Annotated in this window: 10 protein-coding genes; 5 read left to right on the forward strand and 5 right to left on the reverse strand. The window is 63.6% G+C overall.

Going from position 1 to position 12,296, the window contains the following annotated elements:
• Positions 1 to 451 precede the first annotated feature (451 nt).
• Positions 452 to 3,148 (forward strand): nitrate reductase, encoded by a 2,697-nt coding sequence (locus tag SR908_RS13125; RefSeq protein ID WP_246920597.1) that lies wholly within the window; start codon positions 452 to 454, stop codon positions 3,146 to 3,148.
• Positions 3,114 to 4,034 (forward strand): uroporphyrinogen-III C-methyltransferase, encoded by a 921-nt coding sequence (cobA, locus tag SR908_RS13130; RefSeq protein WP_246920600.1) that lies wholly within the window; start codon positions 3,114 to 3,116, stop codon positions 4,032 to 4,034. The genes SR908_RS13125 and cobA overlap by 35 nt, the downstream gene beginning before the upstream one ends.
• 298 nt (positions 4,035 to 4,332) lie before the next feature.
• On the opposite strand, the gene SR908_RS13135 is transcribed toward cobA, so the two are convergent.
• Positions 4,333 to 4,557 carry an addiction module protein gene (locus SR908_RS13135; RefSeq protein WP_246920602.1) on the reverse strand — a complete coding sequence of 75 codons (225 nt, stop codon included), beginning with the start codon at positions 4,555 to 4,557 and terminating at the stop codon, positions 4,333 to 4,335.
• A gap of 78 nt (positions 4,558 to 4,635) precedes the next feature.
• Entirely contained in the window at positions 4,636 to 5,571 is a 936-nt protein-coding gene (locus SR908_RS13140) for a LysR substrate-binding domain-containing protein (RefSeq protein WP_246920604.1), read from the reverse strand.
• A gap of 97 nt (positions 5,572 to 5,668) precedes the next feature.
• Here SR908_RS13140 and SR908_RS13145 point away from each other — a divergent pair, with 97 nt between their 5' ends.
• Positions 5,669 to 6,613 carry a DMT family transporter gene (locus SR908_RS13145; RefSeq protein ID WP_246920607.1) on the forward strand — a complete coding sequence of 315 codons (945 nt, stop codon included), beginning with the start codon at positions 5,669 to 5,671 and terminating at the stop codon, positions 6,611 to 6,613.
• Here the strand turns inward: SR908_RS13145 and SR908_RS13150 are convergent.
• Positions 6,597 to 7,538, reverse strand: coding sequence for a LysR family transcriptional regulator (locus SR908_RS13150; RefSeq protein WP_246920609.1), 942 nt, complete (start codon positions 7,536 to 7,538; stop codon positions 6,597 to 6,599). The two genes, SR908_RS13145 and SR908_RS13150, sit on opposite strands and share 17 nt — an antisense overlap.
• A 169-nt stretch (positions 7,539 to 7,707) precedes the next feature.
• Between SR908_RS13150 and SR908_RS13155 the strand changes: the two genes are divergently transcribed.
• Together SR908_RS13155 and SR908_RS13160 are read left to right on the forward strand one after the other, a co-directional pair.
• Positions 7,708 to 9,051, forward strand: a complete 1,344-nt coding sequence (locus SR908_RS13155) for an aspartate aminotransferase family protein (protein WP_246920611.1) — start codon at positions 7,708 to 7,710, stop codon at positions 9,049 to 9,051.
• A gap of 183 nt (positions 9,052 to 9,234) precedes the next feature.
• The gene (locus tag SR908_RS13160; RefSeq protein ID WP_097022509.1) at positions 9,235 to 10,725 is read left to right on the forward strand and encodes a CoA-acylating methylmalonate-semialdehyde dehydrogenase; all 1,491 of its coding nucleotides are present in this window, start codon (positions 9,235 to 9,237) and stop codon (positions 10,723 to 10,725) included.
• A 56-nt stretch (positions 10,726 to 10,781) separates the two neighbouring features.
• Here SR908_RS13160 and SR908_RS13165 read toward each other — a convergent pair whose 3' ends face one another.
• Positions 10,782 to 11,213, reverse strand: a complete 432-nt coding sequence (locus SR908_RS13165) for a GFA family protein (RefSeq protein ID WP_246920613.1) — start codon at positions 11,211 to 11,213, stop codon at positions 10,782 to 10,784.
• 59 nt (positions 11,214 to 11,272) lie between these two features.
• Complete coding sequence (locus SR908_RS13170; RefSeq protein WP_246920615.1) at positions 11,273 to 12,286, reverse strand: serine hydrolase domain-containing protein; 1,014 nt, start codon at positions 12,284 to 12,286, stop codon at positions 11,273 to 11,275.
• Between the last annotated feature and the right edge of the window lie 10 nt (positions 12,287 to 12,296).

The raw sequence follows: 12,296 nt of genomic DNA on the forward strand, positions 1-12,296 counted from the left end.
CGTCTCAAGCCCAAGGGGTCGACGTTGACCCGCCTTGCCCTGAGTTATGCCAGAGGCATGCCAATCGTCCGCTAAGGCTTTCTTTTCAGTCGTTTGGGCGGTTTTGGTAGCCCGCGTCGGTGGCAGCGGATGGCGAGACGTGCGCGCTGGCTGTGCGGATGGTGCGCAGATTGCACCAGGCTGGTGCCTTTGGGCATGGGTAGGGGCGTGATGGACAGCCAGGTGCCAGCCCAAGTGGTTGTTTAAAAGGAATTAGATCCAAGATGGCGCTGTATTTGCAAGCATGGCATACGTCATCTTTTCGGCCACGGCGCGCCGAAAACGCCAACGGCGGCGAGACGCAATTCATCATTGGCGGGCGGCCTGCACGGTCGTCCTACCAGGCAACGAGGCCTGATCCTGCTGCGGCGGGGTCGGGCCTCTTGCGTTTGCAGGCGGAGGGCGAGACAGCATGCAGCATCACACGACCTGCCCCTATTGCGGCGTCGGTTGCGGCGTCACGGCAACCATCGAGGACGGCGTCATGACCGGCGTCGAAGGCGATCGGGACCACCCCGCCAACTATGGGCGGCTGTGCGTGAAGGGTTCGGCGTTGCATGAAACGCTGGGCGATCACGGACGCCTGCTCGCGCCACGCGTGGATGGGCGTGAGGTGAGTTGGGATGATGCGCTCGCTGAGGTGACGAATCGACTGGCAGCGGTGCGCGAACGTCACGGTGGTGAGGCGATTGCCGGGTATCTCTCCGGACAGTTGCTGACCGAGGACTATTACGCCGCCAACAAGCTGTTCAAGGGCTTTCTGGGCTCGCCGCATCTGGATACCAATTCACGGCTCTGCATGGCCTCGGCGGTGGCGGGGTATAAGCGTGCCTTCGGGGCGGATGCCGTACCGTGCAATTACGAGGATCTGGAAGAGGCCGAGTTGGTGGTGCTGGTGGGCTCCAACCTGGCGTGGAATCATCCGGTGCTGTTTCAGCGTTTGCGCACCGCCAAGCAGCGCAACTCGTTGCTGCGCGTGGTGGTCATCGACCCGCGCGTGACCGATACCTGTGAGGTCGCCGATCTCTATCTGCCGCTCAAGCCGGGCAGCGACGCGCGGCTCTTCAATGGCTTGCTGGCCTTCATGGCTGACAAGGACAAACTGGATGCGGTCTATCTGGAACGCCACACCCAAGGGCTAGACGATGCCTTGGCGGCGGCCCGTGACGAAGCGACGACGCTTGCGGGTATCTCCGGCGATTGCGAGTTGGATGCCGAGGCGCTGGAAACCTTCTACTACTGGTTCGCCTCGCAATTGCACGTGGTGACGCTGTATTCCCAGGGCGTCAATCAGTCCACCAGCGGCACCGACAAGTGCAACGCCATCATCAATTGCCATCTGGCGGGCGGCAAGCTCGGCCTGCCGGGTGCTGGGCCGTTTTCGATCACCGGCCAGCCCAATGCCATGGGTGGGCGCGAGGTGGGTGGCCTGGCGAACCAGCTCGCCGCGCACATGGATTATCATACCCCGGGTGCCCAGGCGCTGGTCACGGAATTTTGGCATGCTCCTCATCTGCCGGAGGGGCCGGGGCTCAAGGCCGTCGAGCTATTCGAGGCCATCGAGCGTGGTGATATTCAGGCGCTGTGGATCATGGCCACCAACCCCGTGGTCAGCCTGCCGGATGCCGACCAAGCCAAGCGCGCCTTGGCGAAATGCCCCTTGGTGATCGTCTCCGAATGCATGGCGGATACCGATACCCTGGCGTATGCCGACATCGTGCTGCCGGCCAGTTCCTGGGCGGAGAAGGATGGCACCGTGACCAACTCCGAGCGGCGAATCTCGCGCCAGCGCGGCATGTTGCCGCCGCCCGGTGAGGCGCGTCACGACTGGTGGATCATCACCCAAGTCGCCAAGCATCTGGGGTATGAAGAAGCGTTCGAGTATTGCCACCCCCGCGATATCTTCGTCGAACACGCGCGGCTTTCCGGCTATGCCAACCGGGCCGATGGGGTGCCGCGTCTGTTCGATATTTCCGCCCTGGCGGAGTTGGATCACGCCGCCTACGATGCGCTGGCGCCGCTCCAGTGGCCGGTGACGGCCGAGGTGCCGCGTGGCACCGCGCGCTTATTCGAGGATGGATGCTTTGCCACGCCGGATGGACGCGCGCGCCTGGTCGCCGTGACGCCGCATGCGCCGCGCCAGGCCGTGAGTGCCGCGCACCCGTTGCGCCTCAACAGCGGACGCGTACGCGATCAATGGCACACCATGACGCGGACGGGCCGTGCCCCGCGCTTGCTCAATCATCGCGCCGAGCCTTACGTCGACCTGCACCCCGATGATGCTAGAGCCGCCGGCGTCGCGGACGGCGCCCTGGCGCGGCTCCACAACGCCCACGGCGAAGCCCGGGTGCGGGCGCGCGTGGCGACGGCGCAGCGCCGGGGAGAAGCCTTCATGCCTATCCACTGGAATGCGCAGTTCAGCAATGCTGGGCGCGTGGGCACGCTCTTTGCCGCGCATACCGACCCTGTCTCCGGACAGCCCGAAACCAAACATGGCGCCGTCGCGTTGGCACCGTTGGCCATCGCCGAGGAAGCGACGCTGCTGGTCGCGAGCGATAGTGGCGGGTTGTCCGAACGTGCGTCGCTCGCTTATTGGGCGCGCATGCCACTGCATCATGCCGAGCGCTGGCAACTGGCCAGCGATGCGGGCGCGTCATCGCATGACTGGCCGACCTGGTGCGCCGAACAGTTCGGGGTGGCGGCGACGCTATGGTGCGAGGACGCGACGAGTGGGCGCCTGCGCGCCGCAGGGCTTCGCGATGGGCGCCTGGTGTGGTGGTTGATGGTGGGGCCACCCAGCGAATTGCCGGGCTTGGCCTGGCTTGATGCACGCTTCGGCGATATCGCGCTGGATGCCGAGCAGCGTCGCCGCGTGTTGGCGGGATGCGCCTCCGGTGAGGCCGATACGGGGCCGGTGGTATGCAGTTGCCATCAGGTCGGTGCCACGTCGATCCGCGAGGCGATTCGCGGTGGCGATACCGATGTCGATGCGTTAGGCGCGCGCCTGGCGTGCGGGACCCAGTGCGGTTCCTGCATCCCCGAACTCAAATCATTGCTCGAAGAGGAGGTGGCGCATGCTGGGACTGATGAAGCGCTGGAAACGGCCTGATACATCCATCGCAAGCGTGAGTGCCTTGCTGGCGAGTTGGTGGCCCGGCACGCGGGAAGACCGCAGCGGGGCTCCGCTCGCATACACACCAGAGGTGGGCCGTGCCACGCGGCCCGGTCATGTTTATCTGGTGGGGGCAGGGGCAGGCAGTGCGGACCTGCTGACTCTGCGTGCCTGGCGTCTTCTTACGCAAGCCGACGCCATCGTCTACGACCGCCTGATCGGCGATGACATCCTGGCGATGATTCCTCCCCAGCGTGAGCGTTACGATGTCGGCAAGGCGCGTGGGTATCACAGTGTGCCGCAGGCCGAGATCGGCGCCTTGCTGACACGGCTGGCGCGCGAAGGCAAGTCGGTGGTGCGGCTCAAGGGCGGCGATCCGGGAATCTTCGGCCGTATGGGCGAAGAACTCGCCGTGCTGGCCGAGGCGGGGCTGCCCACCGAGATCGTCCCCGGTATTACCGCCGCCTCCGCCACGGCTGCCAGTCTGGGCATGCCGCTCACCGACCGCGCCCATGCACAGCAGCTACGCCTGGTCACCGCCCAGCATTGCCGCGCCAGTGGCGAGCCAGACTGGTCCGCACTGGTGCGCCGCGACGAGACGCTGGTGTTCTACATGGGGCTCTCGAAGGTCATCGAGATCTGCCAAGGGCTACGCGATGCCGGCCTGCCCGATGACTGGCCGATCATGCTCGCCGCCAATGCCTCTCTGCCCGAGCAGCAAACCTTGATCGGCACGCTCGGCGACATGCCCGACAAGCTCGCCGCCACGCCACTTCCCTCGCCGTGCCTGATCGTCGTGGGCAGCGTGGTGAAGATGGCCGGAGTGGTGCACCAAGCAGGCCGCGTTGCGAGAGAGGTATGTGATGAAAGTGTGGCGTTATGACGGGCTTTTTAGAGCCTACCCAGCCAGTATTGCGGGCGTCGCCGGTCATGGGCGACTGCTAGGATCTGAACGCCGTCCACGGCTTCGCGATACACGATGGACATGGGAAATCGGCGGAGGGGCGCTCTACGAATAGCGGGCTCAAGTGCGACTTGCCAAGCGTTTGGTGAGTCGTCAATCAAGTGGGCAAGGGCCTCGAATTCGATTATCAAGGCTTCCCCTAATCCTGGGATCTTGGACTCGTAGTAACCAATGGCCTCCAGAAATTCGGCTTCTGCCGCTGGGTGGAACGAATAACTCATCGGATCAGGGCGCGTGCCTTCCTCATGACGTCGTCACTGGATACTCTCTGAACCGAGCCACTATCCAGCTCTTCTGCCCGGCGTCGGGCTTCGAGCAGCCAGTCCGAGCGAAGCTCTTCTTCCGAAGGAGCCTCCAAGCTCAGGACCAATCGCTGTACCAGTCGTGCGCGTTCCTCTTTGGGCAAATGGAGCGCCTCGTCCTCGATTTTTTGGAGATCCATGGGAACTTCCTTTCTGTTACGTATTCCAGAATTTTGGCATGGGAAACCGACAAGTGCCATGACCCCGGTGTCGAGTCTCTAACCGATCTCCCCCTGAAACCTGGCCGCCTCACTGAGCAGCCAGTCGATGAAGCGTTGGATCGCGGGCGGGGCCTGGCCGGTGGCGGGGAGGATCAGGTCGTAGGTGAACGGCGAATCGATTACGTGGCGATCACCGAAGGGCCGAACCAGTACGCCGCTGGCGAGGCGGTCGGCGACGACTGCCGGGTTGGCGAGCATGATGCCGCGCCCGGCGATCGCTTGGTCGAGGGCCAGGCCGTAGAGGGAATACCGCTGCTGAATCGGCAGTGTCTTGCCCGGTAGCCCGGCGGCGTCGAACCAGTCTCGCCAGCCGGGGAAGTCGACGTTCTGTCGCGATTGCCAGACCACCTCGAGCAATGGATGGGCAAGCAGGTCGGCGGGCGTGTCGATGGGGGAGCGTTCAAGCAGGGCGGGAGAGCAGACGGGGAACAGCGAGTCTTCGAGGAGCCGCTTGCTCCTGACGCCGGGCCAGGGGCCGCGTCCGTAGCGCAGGGCGAGCCGTGCGCCGTCGCCGTGCCATATCGGGTCGCTCAGGTCCTGGTCTGCGTCCAAGGAGATCTCGACATGGCTTTCCTGCGCCTCGAAGTCTGCCAGGCGTGGGAGTAGCCAGAATTGAGTGAATGAGGGCGGGGCGCTGAGGGTCAGCGTGGTGGCCGCATGGGCACGTTCATGAACGGCTTGTACGCCGTTGGCGATGCGCGCCAGACCGGCATCGACATCCTCGGCCAGCAGGTGGCCGGCATCGGTTACGTGCACGCCGTTGGCATGACGCTCGAAAAGTGCCACGCCCAGCCGTTCTTCGAGTTGCTTGATTTGTCGGCTGACCGCGCCGGGAGTCACAGACAAACGCTCCGCTGCCGTTTTGAAGCTGCCAGCTCGTGCTGCTTCCGAGAAGGCACGCAGTGCGTTGAGGGGCAGTCGCTCTATCTTCATGAGTTGAGTTTTCCTGAGCCTGAGGCTGCAGATTAATCGTTTGGATTGCAGCGCGGCAAATGCTCCACTGAGTCTCGATTCAACGAAGGGTGGAAGCATGAAGGAATCTTCCTTGGAGACTGTCGCGGCAAGGCCGGATGTGGCGTCGCCTCGATTGCGGCGTGGCCTGGATATGCCTGCCGGCATTGCGATGACCGGGTTTTGCCTGGTGCTGGGGCTGCAGCAGGTAGCCATCAAGGCCGTGGCCGACGATATCACGCCCTTGAGCCAGGTCGCGTTGCGCTCGCTGCTGGCGGGAGTGCTGGTGCTGATCATTGCGCGTATTCAGGGCATCGGCCTGGCGGCGTTCCGTGGCCGGCTGGGAGCGGGCATTCTGGTTGGCCTGGGCTTTGCGGGCGAGTTCGCTTTCGTCGCATGGGGGCTCAATTACACCCTGGCGTCGCATATGTCGGTGTTTTTGTACACGGCACCGGTGTTCGCTGCCCTGGGGTTGCATCTTTGGGTACCGGGCGAACAGCTGGCGCGACATCAATGGTGGGGAATCGGCGTGGCATTCGCGGGCATGCTGGTTGCTATGGCGCCTTCGGCCTCGCCCGGCGCGCCAGCCGGCGACATCCTCCTGGGTGACACCCTGGGTTTGCTGGCGGGATTGTCATGGGCCGCCACTACCCTGGTGGTGCGTCGTTCCTCGCTCTCCGAGGCACCGCCCGTGCAAACGCTGACGTACCAGCTCTTGACCGCGGGCGCGCTGTTGTTGCCTATCACGTTGTGGTTGGGCGATTGGCAACACGTCACGTCCAGCGGCATGGCCCTAGCCAGCATGACCTTCCAGACGCTGGTCATCTCGTTCGGCGCCTTGCTCTTGTGGTTCGCCTTGCTGCGCCGTTACTGGGCCTCGCAACTGGGCGTGTTCTCGTTCTTGTCGCCGATCTTCGGCGTGCTGTTCGGAGCCGTGCTGCTCGATGAGCCCTTGACCGTGAACTTCGTGCTCGGCGGCGCAGCGATTCTTTCGGGCATCGTACTGGTCAGTCGCAAGGCTTGATTGCAGGCGCCTGGATCAGGCGCCCCAACTCCTCGAGGTAGCTTTCCACGACCAGGTTGGGCGGCGCGCCCTTGCGGGTGATGGCGCTGTAGTGGGTCAGGTAATGCCAGCGTTCGGGATTCAAGGCACGCATGCGGCCGTCGCGCACCCAGCGCTCGGCATAGTGGGTCGGCAAGTAGCCGATATAGCGGCCGGACAGGATCAAGAAGGCGATGCCTTCGCGGTCGGTCGCCGAGGCGGCGGCCTTGAGCGGGGCATGGCACGCCTTGACCTCCGGCGTCTGTGCGTAGGCGGGCACCACGGCATCATGTACCGCGAGCCGCTCCTCGTCTATGTCCTCGGTGTCGAAGAGCGGATGATCGGCGGCGCAGTAGAGCCGCGACGCTTCCTCGTAGAGCGGCAGATACGCAAGACCCGGCAATGTCTTGAGCGCCGGGATCACGCCGGTATGCAAGCGACCGTCCAGCACGCCCAGCTCGATGTCGCTGGGCGGAATCATGCGGATATTGATGCGCACCTCGGGCCCCCGCGCCTTGAGCGCGCTGAGGGCATCGGTGATATACATCTCGGGCATGGTCACCAGGTTATCGGTGATGCCGATGCTGAGCTCGCCCTTGAGACGGGCATGCAAGCCATTGACGCGGGTTCGGAATCCCGCCACGGCCGTCTGTAGCTGGAGGGTGGCATCGTAGACCTCCGCGCCCTCGTCGGTGAGGGCGAAGCCGCCGCGTCCTCGCTGGCAGAGCCGCAGGCCGAGCCGTGTCTCCAGGTCGTTCATCGCCATGCTGATCGCCGCACGGCTGATGTTGAGTTCCACTTCGGCGGCGGAGAACCCGCCGCACTCCACGACCTTGCGGTAGATCCTCAGCAGACGCAGGTCGGCATCGCTCGGCTGCCCCATCAGGGTCTCGCTGCGGGAAGGCATGGCGGGATTCCTCATCTCGATGACGGACACCTGCGAGGATAGCCCTGTCAGTGCGTAAAGTTAACCAGTGGCTTTCATGAGATTCAGTATTTCTGGATTTAACTTATCGTCCGCCCCGCCTAGCTTTTCCGATAGAACAACTTATCACCGCCTATCGGCAGGAGAAGACATGTCGGATCGCGAGTTTCCGCATACGGCGGGTTTGAGCCCGGAACAGTTGGATGCCTACTGGATGCCGTATACCGGCAATCGTCAATTCAAGCGCGACCCGCGCCTCATCGTGGGCGCCAAGGGCAGCTATCTTACCGATTCCCAGGGTCGCCAAGTCTTCGATGCGCTCTCGGGGCTGTGGACCTGCGGCGCGGGGCATTGCCGCCCCGAGATCACCGAGGCGGTCAGTCGCCAGCTTGGCGAATTGGATTACGCACCGGCCTTCCAGTACGGCCATCCCAAGGCCTTCGAACTGGCCCACCGGCTTCGGGAATTGACGCCTCAGGGCCTCGATCACGTGTTCTTCACCGGCTCCGGCTCGGAGAGTGCCGATACCTCGCTGAAGATAGCGCGTGCTTACTGGCGCAAGAAGGGCAAGCCGAGCAAGACCAAGCTGATCGGGCGTGCCAAGGGGTATCACGGCGTCAACTTCGGTGGTTTCAGTCTGGGCGGCATCGGTGCCAATCGCACCGTGTTCGGCCAGGGCGTCGATGCCGACCACCTACCCCACACCCTGTTGAAGGAAAACGCCTTCACTCAGGGCATGCCCGAGCGGGGGGCCGAGCGCGCCGATGAGTTGCTGGAGCTGATCGCGCTGCATGATGCCTCCAACATTGCGGCGGTGATCGTCGAGCCGCTGGCCGGCTCCGCTGGGGTGATTCCGCCGCCCAAAGGCTATCTCAAGCGCCTGCGCGAGATCTGCGATGCGCATGAAATCTTGCTCATCTTTGACGAGGTCATCACCGGCTTCGGGCGTATGGGATCGATGACCGGGGCCGAGGAGTTCGGCGTGGTGCCGGACCTTCTCAATGTCGCTAAGCAACTGACCAATGGTGCAGTGCCCATGGGGGCGGTGATCGTACAGGGCGAGATCTACCGGACGTTCATGGAGCAGGGCGGCCCCGACTATATGCTCGAGCTGCCTCACGGCTATACCTATTCGGGACACCCGGTGGCTTGTGCCGCCGCCTTGGCCGCACTGGATGTGCTCGAGAACGACCGCCTGATCGAGCGAGTCAAGGAAATGGCGCCGACCTTCGAAAATGCGCTGCATTCTCTCAAGGGGACGCGCTACATCAGCGACATCCGCAATTATGGTCTCGCCGGCGCCCTGCAGATCGAACCTTACCCCGGCGAGCCGGGGCGGCGTCCTTTCGAGATCGCCATGAAGTGCTGGGAAAAGGGCTACTACGTGCGCTATGGCGGCGACACCATCCAGCTCGGCCTGCCGTTCATCGTCGAGCGCGAGGAGATCGATCGCCTCGTCAATGTGCTGGGCGACGCCATCGGCGAACTGGAATAAATCAGACGACGCCTGTCGAGATGCGCGACGGGGATAAGGCGCAGCGAGGGTCATCCGTCATGGATGACGGATGTAGCGCCCAGGTAAAGGTTACAGCGCCCTCGCGAAGACTTGTCCACGGAAAGCGCATCGGAACGCCGGCACTCAAGCATTTCTCTTACGATTGCATTCAAGAGGTGACACATGACCACACTCGGCCATCTGATCAACGGCTCACGCGTCACCGGAGAAGGACGCACCCAGGATATCTTCAATCCCTCCACCGGTGAGGTCGGCGGCCAGGTGAGCCTGGCCAGCAAGGCCACCGTCGAGGACGCCATCGCCGCCGCCCAGGCCGCCTATCCGGCCTGGCGCGATACGCCGCCCGCCAAGCGGGCGCGGGTGATGTTCAACTTCAAGCAGTTGCTGGAGCAGAACACCGACGAGATCGCCCGGCTGATCGGCCAGGAGCACGGCAAGATCGTCCATGACGCCAAGGGCGAACTGCAGCGCGGCATCGAGAACGTGGAATATGCCTGCGGCGTGCCGGAGCTGCTCAAGGGTGAGCACAGCAAGAACACCGGGCCCGGCATCGACTCCTGGAGCGAGTTCCAGCCGCTGGGCGTGGTGGCCGGCATCACGCCGTTCAACTTCCCGGCCATGGTGCCGCTGTGGATGTATCCCATGGCCATCGCCTGCGGCAACACCTTCGTGCTCAAGCCCTCCGAGCGCGACCCGACCTCGGCGCTCTACATCGCCGAGCTGGCCCTTGAAGCGGGCCTGCCCGCCGGTGTGCTAAACGTGGTCAACGGCGACAAGGAGGCGGTCGATACCCTGCTCGACGACGACCGCGTGAAGGCCGTGAGCTTCGTCGGTTCAACGCCGATCGCCGAAACCCTCTACCAGCGTGCCAGTGCCAACGGCAAGCGCTGCCAGGCCCTCGGCGGCGCCAAGAACCACGCCATCGTGATGCCCGACGCCGACATGGACAACGTGGTCAACTCCCTGAACGGGGCTGCTTTCGGTTCCTCGGGGGAGCGCTGCATGGCGCTGTCGGTGGCGGTGGCCGTGGGCGACGAGACCGCCGACGCGTTGATCGGCAAGATGCAGACGCAGATGAAGACCCTGAAGGTCGGGCCCTTCCATGACGCCGAGAACGACTTCGGCCCGGTGATCACCAAGGCCCACCAGGAGAAGGTCTGCGGCTACATCGACAGCGCCGAGCAGCAGGGCGCTGATATCGTGGTCGACGGTCGCGGTGCCCAGGTGGCGGGGCACGAGCACGGCTTTTATGTCGGCGGGACGCTGATCGACCGCGTCACGCCCGACATGACGTGCTATCTCGAGGAGATTTTCGGGCCGGTGCTGCTGGTGGTGCGTGTCGGCACAATGGAAGAGGCCATGCGGCTGATCGACGATCACGAATATGGCAACGGCACCTGCATCTACACCCGTGACGGCGAGGCGGCGCGTTACTTCAGCGATCATATCCAGGTGGGCATGGTCGGCATCAACGTGCCGTTGCCGGTGCCGGTTTCTTATCACAGCTTCGGCGGCTGGAAGCGCTCGCTGTTCGGCGACCTGGCCGCCTACGGGCCGGACGCCGTGCGCTTTTACACCAAACGAAAGACCGTGACCCAGCGTTGGCCATCGGCCGGCGTCCGAGAGGGTGCGCAGTTCTCCTTTCCTTCCTGACCCTCAATGACCCCGTTTGAAACGGGGTCATTGCTCTCCTTGGCTGGCAGCGACTCCTAGCTGTCGACACTGCCCGCGAATTGCGCGAAGACCTCGTCGCCGGTCAGGCGGAGAGTGTCGTTGGTGAAATCGTAGAAGCTCGGTTTTTCGTCGATGAAAATCTGTTGGCCGATGGTCCAGGGTTCGCCGGTATCCAGCAAACCGACGGGAAAGGCGTAGTGCTGGCCATTGGCGAGACGGTAGAAGAGGTGCGTGCCACACTGTCGGCAGAAGCCGCGTTCGGCCCAGTCCGAAGAAGCATAAACGCTGACGTTTTCCTCGCCCTTGAAAGTCATGGGTTCGTCGCTTTCGATGGCAAGCATTGGGCCGCCGCTCCAGGTTTGGCACATGCGACAGTGGCAGACACTCACGCCGTAACTGGCGAGCGACACGCGAATACTGACGGCGCCACACAGGCAGGTGCCTTGGCTCTCTTGGGATGCTGACATGGTGGGCTCCTTCGAGTGAGAGATAATAAAGACCGGTAATGTCGTCAGGAATGGGGGAGTCAGTCAATGGCCTCGATGGCATCGGCGACCACCGCCTTGACGCGATTCAAGTAATCGCTGCCGTTGGAGGGTGGCGTGGGGTCGCTGGTCATGACAAGGGTGGCGTCATGCTCCGGCACCACGAAAAGCAATTGCCCACCATATCCCCAGCCATAATAGACCGGCGTATCGGCAAGCTGGGTGCTGAACCATCCGTAGCCGTAGTCGTCCTGATTGAAATGCGAACGGGTACGTGCTTGCCAGGAACGCTCTATCCATTCTGCGGGAAGCACGCGCTCGCCGTCGTACATGCCTTGTTGCCGATATAGCTCACCGATTTTCAGCAAGGCGCGTGGCGTGAGCCCCATTTCGTTCCCACCGAAATAGATGCCTTGCGGGTCACGCGTCCAGGGCGGTATCTCGATCCCCAGGGGCGCCCCCAGCCATTCGCGCATCAAAGTGAGCGTATCGCGGCCACTGGCGTCGGTCAGCGCGGCCGACAGCAGATGGCTGTTGCCGGTCGAATACAGCATACGACCGCCGGGATCGGCGACGAAGGGGCGCGACAAGGCATTGCCGACCCAGTCGTCGCTGGCCACCCAGCCACCGTAGTTGGCGCCGGAGGTGCGCTCGAGCCCAGCCTGCATCGACAGCAGGTGGCCGATCTTGATGTCGTGGACACGAGGATCGGCGTCACGAGGCACTCGCTCGCCTAGCAATTCAGCGATCGGTTGGTCGACGCCCTGGATGACATCACGTGCGATAGCGGCGCCCACCAGGGCCGAGATGAGTGTCTTGGAGAGCGACTTGATATTGGTGATGTCATCGGGGGAGTGGCCGCGCCAGCCACGGGCGACGAGAGTCTCGCCGTCGACGGCGATGAGCAGGGTATGCGTGCGTGGCAAGTCGCCGATGCGTTGTGCGGCTTGCTCGAGTGCCGGGCGATCAATGGCCGCCATGGCGGGCAGTGCCATGCTGGCGAGCGTGATGGTCAGTAGCGATAAGCGCCAGGGGCAACGTCGTAAGGGCAACATGCGGTACGCA

Origin of the sequence: Chromohalobacter canadensis, from assembly GCF_034479555.1 — a bacterium.
Classification (GTDB): Bacteria; Pseudomonadota; Gammaproteobacteria; order Pseudomonadales; family Halomonadaceae; genus Chromohalobacter; species Chromohalobacter canadensis.